We start from the raw sequence: 16043 nt of genomic DNA, 5'->3' as shown, positions 1-16043 counted from the left end.
AGAAAGGGTCTCCATGTTCGGACATCATCATCTCAATAAGGTGAAGGGCCACGCCGACGCGGTCACGGCCGACCCCAAGCCCGACAAGTCGGGCCAGTACATCTCGCTGATGGCCCTGGTCATGATGAACGTGACCATCATCGGCTCCGTGGCCAACGACGTGCAGCAGGCCTACTACGGCCTGTCCTCGGTGACGCTCTTCGTCATCGGCGCCATCGTGTTCTTCCTGCCCACGGGCCTTGTGGCGGCCGAGCTCGCCAGCGGCTGGGGCCAGCGCGGCGGTATCTTCCGCTGGGTCGGCGAGGCCATGGGTCCCGGCCTGGCCTTCACGTGCCTGATGGTCCTCTGGTTCCAGACGGCCATCAACTTCGGCTCCGGCGTGGCCACCGCCTCCACCACCATCGGCTTCTACACGCCCGACTGGGACTGGGCCGTCAACTTCATGAACCACCCGCAGTTCCAGTTCCTCATCATCCTCGCCTGGCTCGCCTACTACTGGATTCTCACCTGGATCTCCACCAAGGGCGTCAAGGCCTTCGCCCGCATCACCAAGTACGGCGTGCTCATCGGCACGTTCATCCCGCTGGCGTTCATGATCGTCATGTGCGTGGTGTGGGTCGCCCAGGGGCACACCCCTAACGTCGAGGTGACCCCCGAGGCGTTCAACCCGTTCCGCGACGGCATCAAGCTCTCCACGCTGTCCCTGGCCGCCGGCGTGTTCTTCTCCTACGCGGGCATCGACATGAACGCCGCCCACATCAAGCAGCTCAAGAACCCCCAGAGGGAGTTCCCGCTCTCCATCTTCATCTGTATGATCCTCACCCTGGTCATCTTCATCGCCGGCACCCTGGTCATCGCCATCGTGACCCCCGAGTCCCAGATGAACCTCGTCTACGGCCTCAACCAGACCTACAAGATCCTCGGCGAGTGCTTCGGGGCGCCCTGGGTCTACGTGCTCTTCGTCTGGGCCGGGCTCGGCGCCTCCATGGCGTCCCTGGTCACCAACATGGCCGGCCCCTCCTACATGCTCGGCCAGGCCGGCCGCTCGGGCTTCCTGCCCAAGGCCCTGCAGTCCAACAACAAGCACGGCATGCCCAGCCGCCTCATGTACCTGCAGATGGCGTTCATGACCGCGATCGCGTTCCTGTGCTTCCTTATCCCGAACATCGAGGGCTTCGTGATCCTGATCACCCAGGCCATCACCATCCTCTACATGCTCTACTACGTGCTCATGTTCGTGTCGTTCCTCAAGCTGCGCCGCGACCAGCCCAACCGCCCGCGCTCCTTCAAGGTGCCCGGCGGCGCCGTGGGCGCCTACGTGGTGGCCGGCCTCGGCCTCGCCGCGTGCGTGTTCGGCATCGTGCTGGCCATCATCCCGCCGGCTCAGGTGTCCGAGGAGGTCGGCAGCCCCGTGGTGTACGTGGGCGTGATCGTCGCCCTCATCGCCGTGGTGCTCGGCGTCTGCTTCGCCATCTACCGCTCCTCCCGCAAGCACGACTGGGTGGACCCCTCCAACGCCTTCGCCCCCTTCACCTGGGAGGTCGAGGGTCTCAAGAAGCCCGAGAAGGTGCTCTCCAACGTGCCGTCCTCGATGCTCGCCGAGGGCCAGAACCCCATGGGCATGCCCGTGAAGAAGCTCTGGGACCCCAACGAGAAGCTGCCTGAGACGGCCGTCAGGGAGGCCGAGGCCAAGCCGCCCATGCCGGACGACGACCCCGCCGCCATCAACCACCCGGTGAAGCCAGCCGCCGACGCCGCCGGCGGCGCGGGCGGCGCCATCCCCCTGAGCCAGCCGCCCCAGATCTCCCGGGCCGCCAAGATCGGCACCTCGGCGGACGCCGGCCTCAAGCACCCCTCGACCCCCTCGGCCGACGTGGCCGTGAAGCAGGCCCCCGACGTCCCCGCCGCGCCCGCCGCGATGGTGGCCGCCGAGAAGGTCCCGGCCGACCCCGCCGCCGACGCCCGGGCCGCCACCGCGGCGGAGCAGGCAGACGAGCGTGCCCTCGCCGACGCGGAGGCCGACGTGGCCCGCGAGCAGGTGCGCATCCAGGCCGAGAAGAACCGCATCGCGGCCGACTCCGCCCTCGCCGGCGCCCAGCGCGCCGCCCGCGAGGCCCTGGCCGCGGAGCAGGAGGCCGCCAAGGACGCCGGCACCAAGGACGGTGCCGACGGCGCCGGTGCCGCCGCCAAGGACGCCGGTGCCGCCAAGCCCGCGCCCAAGCACGCCGCCGCGGCAGACGAGGACGACGCCCCCAAGGCGTAGCCCGGCGCCCCCGTGGGTAGATAGGAAACACCTCGGCGCCGGTCGGACCAGTCCCGGCCGGCGCCTTTCCGGACCAGACAAGAAAGCAGGCTGAAATGGCCCAGAGCACCCAGGAGGAGAGAGCGTCCGCCACGACCGTCGCGGTCCCGGGCGAGCGTGGTCTCAGGTACCACCACGACCCCGAGACCCAGGGCGGCAAGCCCCCTGTGACGCCGGAGAAGAAAATACCGGCGCCCAAGAGGCTGGGCATCAAGGACATGGTGTCCTACGGCATGATCATGATGGTGCCCATCGCGCCCTTCGCCCTCTACGCCTCCATCTTCCAGACCTCCAACGGCATGCCCGCCCTGTCCTACCTCATCGGCGCCGTGGGCATGCTCTTCACGGTCTTCTCCTTCGGCGTGATGATCCCGCTGTTCCCGTCGTCGGGCTCCATCTACACCTATGCCAGCCAGACCATCTCGCCCGCCGTGGGCTTCGTCGCGGGCTGGCTCATGCTCCTGCAGTATCTCATCACGCCCGACCTCATGTTCATCCAGGCCGGTCAGGCGCTGAACCAGTACCTCCCTGAGGTACCGGTGTGGGCCTGGTGCCTCATCTTCCTCACGTTCGTGACGTGCCTGTCCATCCGCAGCCTCGGCAACGCCATCAAGGTCGAGAAGGTCGCCCTGGTCTGCGAGATTGTGGTCTTCGCCATGTTCATCGTCTTCGGCGTCGTCTACATCTTCGGGCACCCTGCCACGAGCGGCTTCACCCTCACGGCCCTCGTCGACCCGTCCAAGATCGAGCCCAAGAGCCTCATGGGCTCCGTCTCCCTCGGCGCCATGTCGTTCGTGGGCTTCGGCTGCGTGGCGACGCTCACCGAGGAGGCCAAGGACCCCAAGAAGGGGCCGGCCAAGTCCATGCTCATCATCGTGGTCATCCTCGCCTGCATGTTCGTGGGCATGTGCTATGTGGCCACCTGCGTCGACCCCACCGGCTCCATCATGGCCGGCCATGCCGACACCGGCTTCTACCTGCTCGCCGGCACCGTGGGCGGCCCCTGGTTCGGCGTGGTCTGCGCCGTCGCCAACGCCATCGCCCTCGGCGCCTTCACCGGCCTCACCGCCACCACCTCCATCTCGCGCGTGCTGTACGTCATGAGCCGCTCGGGCGCCCTGCCCAAGGAGCTCGGCATCATGGACAAGAAGACCGGCGTGCCCCAGGTGGCCACGCTCTTCGTGTGCGCCCTGTCCCTGGTCATGCTGCTCTTCCTCATCCCGCTCGGCATGACCCAGGTGGCAAAGCTCAGCAACTTCGGCGCCCTGTCCACCTACTGCCTGCTCAACATCTGCGTCATCTGGTACGCCTTCGGCCGCAAGCAGGTCAAGCTGCCGTTCTGGCGCTCCGCCGTGCTGCCCGTCCTCGGCGCCCTGGTCACCGGGGCCATCCTGTTCTCCATCGACCCCCAGATCCTCTTCATGGGCTGGGGCTGGGTGCTTCTCGGCGTCATCTACTACCTGGTCCAGACCCGTGTGTTCAAGCACGAGATCGACTTCGGCTGATCCGTGGGTGAGAGAGGCACCGCCGCGGGCGCGGCCCCGACGGGCGGCACACCCACCCGTCCCGCCCGTCGCATAGGCTTCATCGGCCTGGTGTGCCTGGTGGTCTCGGCCATGCTCGGGGGAGGGGTCTACAACCTCCCCAAGTCCGTGGCCGAGACCTCGGGCCCCGCCGCCGTCGCCCTCGCTTGGGTCGTCACCGGCGTGGGCATGGTCTTCGTCGTCAACACGTTCCGCGTGCTGTCGCTTCAGCAGCCCGAGCTCAAGAACGGCATCTACACCTACGCCGAGCGGGGCTTCGGGCCGCTGGCCGGCTACCTCGTGGCCTACGGCTACTGGGTTTGCAACATCTTCGCCATGGTGGCCTACGGCGTGCTGCTGCCGGCCACCCTGGACGCCGTCTTCCCGGGCGTGTTCGGCGACGGCAGCAACTGGGCGTCCGTGGCCCTCTCCTCGTGCGTCACATGGGCGATGTTCCTCCTCGCGCGCCGCGGCGCCGAGAGCTCGGCCGCCATCAACGTCGTGGGCACCGTCTGCAAGGTGGTGCCCATCGTGCTGTTCGCCTGCCTGCTGGCGTCGCGGTTCTCCCTCGCCTTTGCGGGGGAGCACCTGGCCGGTTCGGCCGGCCTCGCGGGCCTGGAGCCCGCGGCCTTCTCCCATCAGGTCGGCGACACCATGACGGTGACGCTCTTCCTCTTCATAGGCGTCGAGGGCGCGGTCGTCGTGTCGGGGGAGGCCAAGAGCGCCAAAGCCGTCTCAGCCGCCACGGTGGCCGGCTACGTCGTGGTGCTCGTGCTCTACGTGCTCGTGTCGCTCCTGCCCTTCGGCTGCCTCACCCAGGACCAGGTCGCCGCCGCCGCGAGCCCCTCCATGGCCTCCATCCTCGACGCCCTCGGGATGGGATGGGCCTCCGCCGTGGTGAAGGCTGGCGTCGTGGTGTCGCTCCTCTCGGCGTGGCTCGTGTGGACCGTGATGCTCGGGCAGATGCCGCTGTTCGCCGCCCGCGACCACGTGTTCCCCGCGGCCTTCGCGCGGGAGAACCGGTTCGGCGCCCCCACCTTCTCGCTTTTCGTGACCTGCGTCCTGATCCAGTGCATGCTCGTGGCCGCGCACTTCCTCTCGGGGGCCGCGTGGTCGGCCATGGTCAACATCACGGCGGTCATGGCCATGCCCTGCTACCTCGTGTGCTGCCTGTTCCTCCTCAAGCTGGCGCTCCGGGGCCCCTGGGGAGGCGCCACCGGGCGCAGCTCGGGCCTCGTCACGGGCGCCCTCGGGTCGCTCTTCTCCGCCTACCTCGTGCTGGAGGCCGGCGTGCAGCTCCTGGCCGTGGCCTGCATCCTCTATGCGGCGGGACTCCCGGTGTACCTCTGGGCGCGCCGGGGCGAGCGGCTGCCGCGTGGCGAGCGGGTGCTCGCGCTCTGCGTGCTCGCGGCCGCCGTGGCTGGCGTCGTGCTCATCGTCCCGTGACGCCGGCGCCGCCCGGTGCGCCGGGGGAGGGTCTGGATTTCTTCTGGGCGTTCCCGCGCGGCGCATGGGCGGGGCGACCGGTGGTAGACAGTCAAGGATCGCGGGGGCCGGACCGGCCCCCGACAGACGAAAGGACCCGACCATGGCAGACATCAAGTTCTGGCGCTGCAACCACTGCGGCAACATCTTCTACACCGTGCAGGACGGCGGCGTGACGCCGGTGTGCTGCGGGGAGCCCATGGAGCTCCTCGTCGCCGACTCCACCGACGCCGCCACCGAGAAGCACGTCCCCGTCGTCACCCGCGACGGCGACGACATCGTGGTGCACATCGGCTCCGCCGACCACCCCATGCTCGACGCCCACTACATCCAGTGGGCCTCCGTCGTGGACCCCGAGGGCAACGTCATGATCAAGTACCTCAAGCCCGGCGAGGCCCCCGAGCTCACCTTCAACGGCAAGGGCATCGAGCACGGCACCGCCTACGAGTATTGCAACCTCCACGGCCTGTGGAAGCAGGAGTTCTAGGCCGCGCCCCTTCCCGGCGCGCATGACGTGACAGGGGTGCCTGGCCCATCTGTCACTTCCCCTATTGCGATCGTGATGGGAGGCCCCGGTGGCGACCGTGCCGCCGGGGCCTCTCTGCCTGCCGGGGGCTGTGACGGCCGCGGCGGGGCCTGTGGCCTGAGGCGGGGCGTCTCCGCAACGGCGCCCTGCAGGGCCGCCCTGCAACGCCCCTCTGGCGCGGGCCCGCGTTGCCGTGCGCCCTCCAACGCATTTTTGCCGCAAGGGGGTCTTGGAGGGCGGGTTTCGGCACGCAAAGGCGCCCCGACGCGCGACCCGCCGCCCCGCAGCGGGCCCCTGCCGCAACACCCCGTTGCAGGGTGCCCCTACAGGGCGGCCCCGCCGCATGCAGCCCCTACAGGGTGGCCCCGCCGCATACAGCCTCGGCACTCCGCCCCGCCGCACGCCGCGCCCCTCGCACGTCGCCGCGGCCCCGGACCGGGTCCGCCCCGCGTCGGCGAGGTGGGACAAAAGTGTCCGGGTGAATGGCCCTGCCCAGGGCTCCGCCTGCAGCGGTGGATACGTCTATGTATGGCGGGACCTCCTCAATTCCATTGGGCGCTATCACGCGGTTTGTGCCCGTGGGGTATGCTTGGGGCCAAGGGAGGGAGGCTTTCCATGAAGATAGCCATTGCCCAGATGAACGCGACCATGGGCGCCTTCGAGGACACGGTCGAGAGGGTTCTCGCCCACGACCGCGCCTTCGCGCGCCAGGGGGCCGACCTCGCCGTGTACCCGGCCTGCGTGCTCACCGGCTACGACCCCCAGACCCTGCTCAACGCCGAGGGCTTCCAGGCGGACGTCGCCGCGGCCCTCGACAGCCTCGCCGACGGCTGCTCCGTGCCGTCGCTCGTGCCGTTCGTCTTCGAGTTCGCCGGCGCCCCGGTGCCCGAGGTGGCCTACATCCACGAGGGTCGCATCGTGCCCCTGCGCATGGCCTCCTACCTGGCCAACGTCAACGCCCGCGGCTCCATGCCCGCGGAGGAGCCCGCCGTGCAGTTCCAGCTGGGCGACACGGACTTCGGCGTGGCCTTCGACTTCGCTGGCCTGGACGCCTACTCCCAAGGGGTCGAGAACGCCGACGTCATCGTCTACCTGCCCTTCGAGGGCTACAACACGGACGACGAGGCCACGTCCATGGCCAGCTCTGTGGGCGACGGCTTCTACCTCCAGGACGCCACGCGCGCCAACAGCTGGCTCGTGGCCGTGAACTCCGTGGGGGCCCAGGACGAGATGGCCTACGCCGGCGGCTCGTTCATCCTCGCGCCGTGGGGCGAGCTCGCCTGCGTGCTGCCCGCCTTCGAGGAGGCCGCCTCCGTCACCGAGGTGGAGCCCCTCGCCGAGGGCCCCCTCGAGGACCCGGTGGCGCCGCCCTCGTACCACCGCATGCGCTCGCTCTGGAGTGCCCTCACGGTGACCCTCCGCGACTTCGTGGAGAAGCAGGGGTGGGACGGCGTGTGGCTGCCCATGACGGGCGACCTCCTCTCCTGCGCCCTCGCCGCGCTCTCCGTGGACGCCCTCGGCCCCACCCGGGTGCACGGGCTCATCGTGCCGGCCATGGGCGGGGACGCCGTGGCCGACGCCCGCCGGCTGGCCTCCAACCTGCGCATCGGCTGCGAGGAGGTGCCCGCGGAGACCCTCTCGGCCGTGGGGGAGCTCCTCGGCGACGCCTCGCCGTCGCTCTGGTGCCGGTTCGCCCGCGCCATCGCCCCGCGCATCTTCCCCGACGAGCGCCTCCTGCCGCTCACCTCGGTGGACAAGACCGCCCTCGCCGTGGGCCAGGACCCCGACGACTACCACGGCGCCCTGTTCGCGCCCTTCTCGGACGTCTACCGCACCGACCTCGCCGCCCTCGTGTCCGACCGCAACCTCAAGAGCCCGGTGGTGCCCCGCACCGTCCAGGCGCGTCTCGAGGTGCCCGCCGGCATCGTGGCCCTGCCGCGCCTGCGCTCCAAGGCCCGCGCGCTGTCGGACATCGACTCCCTGCTGCTCAGGGTCATCGAGCGCGGCGAGTCGCTCACGGACCTCGTGCGCGCGGGGACGCCCCCCGACGAGGCCCGGGCCGTCCTCTCGCGCGTCATCGCCTCGGAGCTCGGGCGCCGCACCTGCCCCGTGGGCCCCGTGCTGTCGGACCGCTCCCTCGTGGAGCACCGGATGCCGCTCTCGTGCCACTGGGACGACCGCGTGCGCACCGACGAGGAGCTCGACGGCGTCTTCTCCGACGACGGCGAGCCGGCGGACGACGTGGCGGAGCTCATCGGGCGGTTCCAGGCCATCGCCGGCGTGGAGGCCTCGGTGCCCGACCCGGCGGAGGCCGCCATGCCCACCGACATCCGCGGCTACCTGCGCGACTTCGCCCTCGGCGGGGGCCTCTCCACCGACGGCGACGACATCTGGGGGTCGGGCCTCTTCTCCAAGAACTGAGCGCCGCCGCGCTCCCCGTGCTACACTGGAGGCTCTGTAGAACGTCTGTTCGCGGGAGGCGCGGTGGTCATTCTGGGCATAGATCCGGGCCTGGCCCACACGGGCTGGGGCGTCGTGGAGACCCGCGGCACCCTCTGCCGCGCCCGCGCCTACGGCTGCGTCGCCACCAAGGCCCACGACCCGCTGCCCGAGCGCCTGGGCGCCATCCACAGCGAGCTCGCCCAGGTGATAGAGCGGTTCCATCCCACGGACGTCGCCATCGAGCAGATCTTCTTCGGCCAGAACACCAAGAGCGCCATCGCCACGGCCCATGCACGCGGGGCCGCCCTCGTGGCCTGCGCCACCGCCGGCTGCGCCATCGGCGAGTACACCCCCATGCAGATCAAGCAGGCCGTGGCCGGCACGGGCGCGGCCGACAAGCACCAGGTGACCTACATGGTGCGCACGGTGCTCGCCCTGGACCACGACCCCAAACCGGACCACTGCGCCGACGCCCTCGCCGCCGCCGTGTGCCACGCCCACCTGGAGCGCACGCTCGCCAAGGCCCGCGTGGCCGTTCCCCGATAGGAGGCCCCATTTGATCGCACAGCTCACCGGCACCGTCGTCGATGCCTCGCAGCCGGGCGCCGTCGTGCTCGACGTGCGCGGCGTGGGCTACGAGCTCGGCGTCTCCCGCACCACGGCGGCCGACCTCCCGGCCCCGGGCACGCCGGGCGTCACGCTCCTCACCCGGCTCCGGGTGAGCGAGAACGCCGTGGCGCTGTTCGGCTTCTCCACCCGCGAGGAGCGAGCCGTGTTCGACCGCCTGGTGCAGATCCCCAAGGTGGGCCCGGCCCTGGCGCTCAAGATCCTCTCGTCGTTCACGCCCCGGCAGCTCGCCGAGGTGGTGGCGTGCCAGGACGTGGGCCGCATGACGGCGGTGCCGGGCGTGGGCAAGAAGTCCGCGCCCCGGCTCCTGCTCGACCTCGCCCAGGCCTTCTCCAAGGACCCCGAGCTCAAGGCCATCGCCTCCGCCGCCACGCCCCTCGACCTCGTGGGCGCGGGCCCGGCGCCCGCGGGCGGCCCCTCCGTGGTCGAGGAGGCCACGGCGGCGCTCCTCGCCATGGGCCTCACGCCCCAGGAGGCGGAGGTCGTCTTCGAGGGGCTGCCCGACGACGCCACCGTCGAGCAGGCGGTGCGCTACGCCCTCAAGCGCATCGGGGGCCGCCCGTGATGTGGGAGGCCGAGGCCGGCAGGGACCTCTTCGCCGACGGCGCCGGCAACCACGTGACGGGCCAGCGGCGCCCGGTGTCGGCGGACCTCGCGGCCGAGGACCTCGACATCGAGCGCGGCCTCAGGCCCCAGACCCTCGAGGACTACTGCGGCCAGAGCCGCGTGAAGGAGAACCTCCGGGTGCTCATCGACGCCGCGTCCTCGCGCAACGAGCCCCTTGACCACGTGCTCTTCTCGGGCCCGCCGGGCCTGGGCAAGACCACGCTGGCGGCCGTCGTGGCCAACGAGATGGGCGGCACGCTGCACACCACGTCGGGGCCGGCCATCACGCGCCCCGTGGAGCTCTCGGCCACCCTCACCAACCTCGGGGAGGGCGACGTCCTGTTCATCGACGAGATCCACCGCCTGAGCCGCAACGTGGAGGAGATCCTCTACTCGGCCATGGAGGACTTCTTCCTGGACATCATCATGGGCGACGGCCCCGGCGCCCGCTCCATGCGCTTCGAGATCCCGCCTTTCACGCTCGTGGGCGCCACCACGCGCACAGGCCTGCTCACGGGCCCGCTGCGGGATCGCTTTGGCATCTCGTACCGGCTCGACTACTACACGGTGGACGAGCTCACCCAGATCGTGCTGCGCTCCGCGGGTATCCTGGGCGTGGACATCGACCTCCCCGGCGCCCAGGAGGTGGCCAGCCGGAGCCGCGGCACGCCGCGCCTGGCCAACCGCCTCCTCAAGCGCGTGCGCGACTACGCCCAGGTGCGCGCCCAGGGCTCGGTCACATGGCAGGTGGCCGCCGAGGCCCTGGCGTTTTTCGAGATAGACGAGCTGGGCCTCGACTGGATGGACACCAAGATCCTGCGGGCCCTGGCCGAGACGTTCCGCGGCCGCGCCGTGGGGCTGTCCACCCTGGCGAGCGCGGTGGGGGAGGACCCCTCCACCATCGAGGAGGTCTACGAGCCGTTCCTGCTCCAGCAGGGGCTCATGGTCCGCACCCCCCAGGGGCGCCAGGCCACCCTGGCCGCCTTCGAGCACCTGTCGGTCGCACCGCCGGTTTCCTGAAATCGAACCGGTGTAGGATAGGAGAACCATGCTGCAGAGAGACTACCTGGCCAAGGTCATAGAGTCGTTCACCAAGCGCACGTCGGAGACGCTGCGCGACGCCGTCGTGCTGCGCTCCGCCGAGGGCGTGTCGGAGACCGAGGACGCCCTCGGCGAGCTCATGGAGCTCGACCCGGCGATGTTCCTCTCCCTCGCGCCCGACTCCATGGTCACCATGATGCGGCTCGGGGGCAACGGCGAGGCCGTGGGCGACTTCGTGGCCTACGTCCTCAACGCGCTGGCCGACGCCTCGCTCATCTCGGGCGACCGCGACACCGCGCGCCTCCGCCGCGACCAGGCCCGCGCCGTGGCCCTGGCCTTCGGCGTGAGCCGCGACGTCGTGCCCGAGCAGTACGCCGAGGTCGACCGCGACATCCAGCAGGCGCGCAGCGAGGCCGGCATCGGCTAGGTCGCACGGAGCATGGGGGCTCACCGTTCGCACGACGAGATGGGAGAGACATGCCTTCTGACATCGAGATCGCCCAGGCGGCCAACCCCGACCCCATAGCCGACGTCGCCGCACGGCTCGGGATCCCCGAGGAGGACCTCGTCCCCTACGGCCGCGACAAGGCCAAGGTGGACATCGGGGTCCTGCGCGAGGGGGGCGGCCACCGGGCCAAGCTCGTCCTCGTGACCGCCATCAACCCCACGCCCGCCGGCGAGGGCAAGACCACCACCACCATCGGCCTGGCCGACGCCATGCGGCGCCTCGGGACCAACGCCGTGGTGGCCCTGCGCGAGCCGTCCCTGGGGCCGGTCTTCGGCATCAAGGGCGGGGCGGCCGGCGGCGGCTACGCCCAGGTGGTGCCCATGGAGGACATCAACCTCCACTTCACGGGCGACTTCCACGCCATCGGCGCGGCCAACAACCTCCTGGCCGCCATGATCGACAACCACATCAAGCAGGGCAACGAGCTCGGCATCGACCCACGCCGCATCACCTGGCGCCGCTGCGTTGACATGAACGACCGCCAGCTCCGCAACGTCGTGGACGGCCTGGGCGGCGTGGCCGACGGCATGCCCCGCCAGGACGGCTTTGACATCACGGTGGCCTCCGAGGTCATGGCCGTGCTGTGCCTGTCCTCCTCCATCGCCGACCTCAAGGAGCGCCTCGCGCGCATCGTCGTGGGCTACACCTTCGACCGCGAGCCGGTGCGGGCCGGCGACCTCCACGCCCAGGGGGCCATGTGCGCCCTGCTCAAGGACGCCCTCATGCCCAACCTCGTGCAGACCCTCGAGGGCACCCCGGCCTTCGTGCACGGCGGCCCCTTCGCCAACATCGCCCACGGCTGCAACTCGGTCATGGCCACGCGCATGGCCCTGCACTACGGCGACGTCGCCATCACCGAGGCGGGCTTCGGCGCGGACCTCGGCGCCGAGAAGTTCTGCGACATCACCTGCCGCATGGGCGGTTTCGCCCCCGATGCCGTGGTCGTGGTGGCCACGGTCCGCGCCCTCAAGTACAACGGCGGCCAGCCCAAGGCCGACCTCGCCACCGAGGACCTCGACGCCCTGGCGGCCGGCATGCCCAACCTCCTGCGCCACGTCTCCAACATGCGCGACGTCTACGGGCTGCCCTGCGTGGTGGCGGTCAACCGGTTCCCCACGGACACCGAGGCCGAGCTCGCCCTCGTGGAGGAGGCCTGCCGCAAGGAGGGCGTGGACGTGCGCCTCTCCGAGGTGTGGGCCAAGGGCGGCGAGGGCGGCCTCGAGCTCGCCCGCGAGGTCCTGCGCCTGGTGGGGGAGCCCAACGACTTCGACTACGCCTACCCCAGCGGCACGCCCGTGCGCCGCGCCGTGGAGGCCGTGGCCAGGCGCGTCTACCGCGCCGACGGCATCGACTTCACGCCCCAGGCCCTCCGCCAGCTCGCCGAGCTCGAGCGCAACGGCTTCGGGAACCTGCCGGTGTGCATCGCCAAGACGCAGTACTCCTTCACGGACGACCAGTCCAGGCTCGGCGCCCCCGAGGGGTTCCGCATCACGGTCCGCGAGGTCAAGGTGGACGCTGGCGCCGGGTTCGCGGTGGTGCTCACGGGCGCCATCATGACCATGCCGGGCCTGCCCCGGCACCCGGCGGCGGAGTCCATCGACATCGACGAGACGGGCCGCATCACCGGTCTCTTCTAGGCCTCCTATCGATGCCCGTCGTTGGGTTGTCAAGGTGATTTTCAGTGAAGATGTGACGGAGGTGGGGTCGGCCACGGTGCCGGCCCCACCTTTTGCTCCGGGCGGTATCCCCAGTTCAACGGCCCGTCCCGTGCGTCTTGGGCCCCGGTGCGCAAAAACGTCCGTGCCTGGACCCGGTTCTTGGGTCTGCGGTCGGGGGTTTCGGTTAAACTAACCCATGCCCTTGCGGGGTCTGACCCCGGGGCGTTTGTTCAAGCGCGCATGCGCGCACCATGGTTGCCCTAAGCCAAGGGCAACAGAAAGAAAGGCACGTCATGGCTCACGGTACTGTTAAGTGGTTCAACCCGGACAAGGGCTACGGCTTCATCTCTCGCGAGGACGGGGACGACCTGTTCGTCCACTACTCCGAGATTCAGATGGACGGCTTCAAGACCCTCGACGAGGGCCAGGTCGTCGAGTTCGACATCACCACCGGCCAGAACGGCAAGCTCCAGGCCTCCAACGTCCGCAAGGCGTAGCGTAGGGTCTGACCTGCCTCTTGAAGGCACGCCGTACGGGGGCCGCATCCTAACGGGTGCGGCCCCCGTTCATTTTGCCTGCCCTGCGGGGTCCCGCGGGCCCGGGAGGGTACATAGTCCCCGAGAAAAGCGGGGACGGCCCAGGGGTCGACGCACCCCAAGGCCGAGCCGCCCCGGGACCGACGCATCGAGAGGAGCCGCGCCGTGCGCATCGCCTTCGTCATGGACGACCTCGGGGTCCACTCCAACGGGACCTCCGTGACCGCCCGGCGCTACGCTCGCGCCCTCAGGGCCCAGGGCCACGAGGTGCGCCTCGTGGGCGTGGGCGCCGAGGGGGACGACGCCTTCCCCGTGCCGGAGCGCCGCATCCCCGTGGTGACCCCGGTGTCGGCGCGCTGCGGCTTCCGGTTCGGCGAGCCGGACCCCGACGTGCTCGACCGCGCCCTCGGGGGCGTGGACCTCGTGCACCTCTTCCTCCCGTTCGCCCTGGAGCAGGCGGCCCTCCGGTGGGCGCGCTCCCACGGCGTGGCCGCATCGGCGGCCTTCCACCTGCAGCCCGAGAACGTCACCTACAACGCCGGCATCGGCGGGGCGCCCCCGGTGTGCGACGCCGTGTACGCGCTGTTCCGCCGTTGGCTCTACGACGGCGTGCGCCACGTCCACTGCCCCAGCGAGATGATCGCGGGCCGCCTCGCGGACCACGGCTACCGCGCCCGCACCACCGTGATCTCCAACGGCGTGCCCTCGCCCTTCGTCCCCGCCGGGGCCCCGGCGCCCACCTTCGGCCCCGACGGCCTGGTGCACGTGGTCACCGTGGGGCGCCTCGCCCCCGAGAAGAACCAGGCGACCATCCTGCGTGCCGTGGGCCTCAGCCGGCACCGGGACCGCATCAGGCTCCACATCTGCGGCTCCGGCCCCCGCCGGCGCTCCCTCGAGCGCCTGGGCTCCCGGCTCCCGGTACCGCCGTCATTCGAGTTCCACGACGCGGCCGGGCTTGTGGCGCTGGAGCAGGCGAGCCCCTTCTACGTGCACGCCTCCGTGGCCGACATCGAGGCCATCTCGGTCCTCGAGGCCCTGGCCTGCGGCTGCGTGCCCGTCATCGGCGAGGCGCCCCAGAGCGCGCCCGCGGCCTTCGCCCTCACCCCGGAGAGCCTCTTCCCGGCCAGGGACCCCCAGGCGCTCGCCGACCGCCTCGACTGGTGGATCGAGCACCCCGACGAGCGCGTCGGGATGTCGGCGCGCTACGTCGCCGAGGGGGAGTCCATGCGCGTCTCGCGGTGCTGCGAGCGGTTCGCGGCCTTCGCCGAGGGCGCCGTGGGGGAGGATGCGGCGCTCGGCCTCGCCGCGGCGGGCGCGCGATGAGCGGGGGCCGCCCCCTCAACCCGGCCGAGACCCCGGGGCGCCGCCGTCGTCGGCGGGCCCTCTACCGGGCGGTCCTGCCGCTCCTCTCCGTGCACCTGAGGCTCTGGTACGGGTTCCGCGTGCGCCGCGCCCCCGGGGCGGCCGCGGACCTCTCCGACTGCGTGGTGGTGGCCAACCACGTGTGCGTCCTCGACGCCCCCATGGTGGCCGTGGCCGCCCGCCCCGCCGTGGTGAGGTTCCTCTCCCTCGCGCAGAACGGCAGGAACCGCCTGTACGGGCCCGTCGTCCGCGCCCTGGGGACGGTGTTCGTGGGGTCGAGCCTCGCCGAGACCCGCGAGATGCTGCGCCGCGAGGACGAGGCCCTGGCGTCGGGCGAGGCCGTGGGGGTGTTTCCCGAGGGCCGTCTCAGCCCCTACGCGCGCACCCTCGGCCCCATGGCCGCGGGGGCCTTCCGCATCGCGGTCATGGAGGGTGTGCCCGTGGTGCCGGTGGCGCTCGTGCAGCGCGACGTCCCCTGCCTCAACCGTCTGCGCGGGAGGCCCGGCTGGGAGGCATGGGTGGGCCCGGCGCTCGAGCCCGGCGAGACGGGCGGCCGCGGGGAGCGGGCGCGCTCGCTCGAGGGACGGAGCCGCGCCTTCATCGAGGCACGGCTCGCCGGCGGAGACCGGCCTACCGGGCCGTGAGCCCCTCCCAGCCGTCGATGACGAGGGCGGCCTCGGCCCGCACGGCGTCGAGGTCCTGGGTGGGGTCGTCGGAGCGCACGCCCACGGCCGTGAACCCGGCCGAGGCGGCGGAGCGGAGCCCCGCGGGGATGTCCTCGAACACAACGGTCCGCCCCGGCTCCCGGCCCATGCGGCGCGCCGTCTCCACGTAGATGTCGGGCCAGCGCTTGTCGCGACCCACCTCGGCGCCGTGCACCCGGAGGTCGAACAGCGCGTCGACGTCCACCCGCGGCTTCAGGGCGTCGAGCACGGCGGCGTCGTTGTTGGTGGCGAGGGCGCAGGCCACACCGGCCGCGCGGAGGGCCCGGATGTAGGCCTCGACGCCCGGCCTCAGGCACACCTGGTCGCGGTAGAGGGCGCTGCCGAGGTCGTTCCACTCGTCGCAGACCTGCTCCACGGTGTCGGGGAGGCCGTAGGTCCCGATGACCCAGCGGGCGCCCTCCTTGAAGCCCCGGGCCGCCAGCTGCGCGGAGAAGCCGGGCTCGTAGGCGATGCCCCGGCGCGAGAGGAACGTCTCGTCCACGAGGCGCCAGACGTGGGACGACTCAGCGATCGTGCCGTCGAAGTCGAAGATGGCGGCCGTGAAGGGCGTGTGTCCCGGGGCGAGGTCGGCGGGGCCTGTGAGGGTCATGGGCGCTCCTGTGGTCGGTCGGCGGACGCGGGAAGTATAGCCGAGCGCGGGCCGGTTGGATGTGGTTTCATGGGCCATGAAGGAAGCCGTCAGGACAAGCGGCGCCTCGGGCG

At 71.1% G+C, this 16043-nt stretch carries 14 protein-coding genes; 13 read left to right on the top strand and 1 reads right to left on the bottom strand.

Annotated elements, in window-relative coordinates:
• The first annotated feature begins 13 nt into the window (after positions 1 to 13).
• From NFR49_RS03970 to NFR49_RS03910, 13 genes are all read left to right on the top strand, one after another.
• On the top strand, positions 14 to 2263 hold the full coding sequence (locus NFR49_RS03970; protein WP_251158357.1) for an APC family permease: 2250 nt from the start codon (positions 14 to 16) through the stop codon (positions 2261 to 2263).
• A gap of 95 nt (positions 2264 to 2358) precedes the next feature.
• Positions 2359 to 3807: an APC family permease gene (locus tag NFR49_RS03965; protein WP_251158356.1), complete on the top strand. Its 1449-nt coding sequence runs from the start codon at positions 2359 to 2361 to the stop codon at positions 3805 to 3807.
• A 3-nt stretch (positions 3808 to 3810) separates the two neighbouring features.
• Positions 3811 to 5271: an amino acid permease gene (locus NFR49_RS03960; protein ID WP_251158355.1), complete on the top strand. Its 1461-nt coding sequence runs from the start codon at positions 3811 to 3813 to the stop codon at positions 5269 to 5271.
• A gap of 142 nt (positions 5272 to 5413) precedes the next feature.
• On the top strand, positions 5414 to 5797 hold the full coding sequence (locus NFR49_RS03955; RefSeq protein WP_251158354.1) for a desulfoferrodoxin family protein: 384 nt from the start codon (positions 5414 to 5416) through the stop codon (positions 5795 to 5797).
• Positions 5798 to 6451: 654 nt separating this feature from the next.
• Positions 6452 to 8257: an NAD(+) synthetase gene (locus tag NFR49_RS03950; RefSeq protein ID WP_251158353.1), complete on the top strand. Its 1806-nt coding sequence runs from the start codon at positions 6452 to 6454 to the stop codon at positions 8255 to 8257.
• Positions 8258 to 8320: 63 nt separating this feature from the next.
• Positions 8321 to 8824, top strand: a complete 504-nt coding sequence (gene ruvC, locus NFR49_RS03945; protein WP_251158352.1) for a crossover junction endodeoxyribonuclease RuvC — start codon at positions 8321 to 8323, stop codon at positions 8822 to 8824.
• 10 nt (positions 8825 to 8834) lie between these two features.
• Positions 8835 to 9470 (top strand): Holliday junction branch migration protein RuvA, encoded by a 636-nt coding sequence (ruvA, locus tag NFR49_RS03940; RefSeq protein WP_251158351.1) that lies wholly within the window; start codon positions 8835 to 8837, stop codon positions 9468 to 9470.
• Entirely contained in the window at positions 9470 to 10531 is a 1062-nt protein-coding gene (gene ruvB, locus NFR49_RS03935) for a Holliday junction branch migration DNA helicase RuvB (RefSeq protein WP_251158926.1), read from the top strand. Before ruvA ends, ruvB begins: the two co-directional genes overlap by 1 nt.
• Before the next feature lie 28 nt (positions 10532 to 10559).
• On the top strand, positions 10560 to 10979 hold the full coding sequence (locus NFR49_RS03930; protein ID WP_251158350.1) for a hypothetical protein: 420 nt from the start codon (positions 10560 to 10562) through the stop codon (positions 10977 to 10979).
• 50 nt (positions 10980 to 11029) lie between these two features.
• Complete coding sequence (locus NFR49_RS03925; protein WP_251158349.1) at positions 11030 to 12697, top strand: formate--tetrahydrofolate ligase; 1668 nt, start codon at positions 11030 to 11032, stop codon at positions 12695 to 12697.
• A gap of 314 nt (positions 12698 to 13011) precedes the next feature.
• Positions 13012 to 13215, top strand: a complete 204-nt coding sequence (locus NFR49_RS03920; RefSeq protein ID WP_135978777.1) for a cold-shock protein — start codon at positions 13012 to 13014, stop codon at positions 13213 to 13215.
• Positions 13216 to 13419: 204 nt separating this feature from the next.
• On the top strand, positions 13420 to 14577 hold the full coding sequence (locus NFR49_RS03915; RefSeq protein WP_251158348.1) for a glycosyltransferase: 1158 nt from the start codon (positions 13420 to 13422) through the stop codon (positions 14575 to 14577).
• The gene (locus NFR49_RS03910; protein ID WP_251158347.1) at positions 14574 to 15260 is read left to right on the top strand and encodes a lysophospholipid acyltransferase family protein; all 687 of its coding nucleotides are present in this window, start codon (positions 14574 to 14576) and stop codon (positions 15258 to 15260) included. Before NFR49_RS03915 ends, NFR49_RS03910 begins: the two co-directional genes overlap by 4 nt.
• Here NFR49_RS03910 and NFR49_RS03905 read toward each other — a convergent pair.
• Positions 15247 to 15930, bottom strand: a complete 684-nt coding sequence (locus NFR49_RS03905) for an HAD family hydrolase (RefSeq protein ID WP_251158346.1) — start codon at positions 15928 to 15930, stop codon at positions 15247 to 15249. The genes NFR49_RS03910 and NFR49_RS03905 overlap by 14 nt on opposite strands.
• Positions 15931 to 16043: the final 113 nt, after the last annotated feature.

The sequence above is a fragment of the Caniella muris genome (assembly GCF_943193035.1).
Lineage (GTDB): Bacteria > Actinomycetota > Coriobacteriia > Coriobacteriales > Atopobiaceae > Granulimonas > Granulimonas faecalis.
The sequence above is the reverse complement of the archived record's forward strand: the minus strand, read 5'-3'. Positions and strand labels throughout refer to the sequence as shown.

Excerpts from the sequence above, each read along its gene's own strand:
- NFR49_RS03970 (WP_251158357.1), top strand. The coding sequence starts at position 14 with ATGTTCGGACATCATCATCTCAATAAGGTGAAGGGCCACGCCGACGCG.
- NFR49_RS03965 (WP_251158356.1), top strand. The coding sequence starts at position 2,359 with ATGGCCCAGAGCACCCAGGAGGAGAGAGCGTCCGCCACGACCGTCGCG.
- NFR49_RS03955 (WP_251158354.1), top strand. The coding sequence starts at position 5,414 with ATGGCAGACATCAAGTTCTGGCGCTGCAACCACTGCGGCAACATCTTC.
- NFR49_RS03950 (WP_251158353.1), top strand. The coding sequence starts at position 6,452 with ATGAAGATAGCCATTGCCCAGATGAACGCGACCATGGGCGCCTTCGAG.
- ruvB (WP_251158926.1), top strand. The coding sequence starts at position 9,470 with ATGTGGGAGGCCGAGGCCGGCAGGGACCTCTTCGCCGACGGCGCCGGC.
- NFR49_RS03930 (WP_251158350.1), top strand. The coding sequence starts at position 10,560 with ATGCTGCAGAGAGACTACCTGGCCAAGGTCATAGAGTCGTTCACCAAG.
- NFR49_RS03925 (WP_251158349.1), top strand. The coding sequence starts at position 11,030 with ATGCCTTCTGACATCGAGATCGCCCAGGCGGCCAACCCCGACCCCATA.
- NFR49_RS03920 (WP_135978777.1), top strand. The coding sequence starts at position 13,012 with ATGGCTCACGGTACTGTTAAGTGGTTCAACCCGGACAAGGGCTACGGC.
- NFR49_RS03910 (WP_251158347.1), top strand. The coding sequence starts at position 14,574 with ATGAGCGGGGGCCGCCCCCTCAACCCGGCCGAGACCCCGGGGCGCCGC.
- NFR49_RS03905 (WP_251158346.1), bottom strand. The coding sequence starts at position 15,930 with ATGACCCTCACAGGCCCCGCCGACCTCGCCCCGGGACACACGCCCTTC.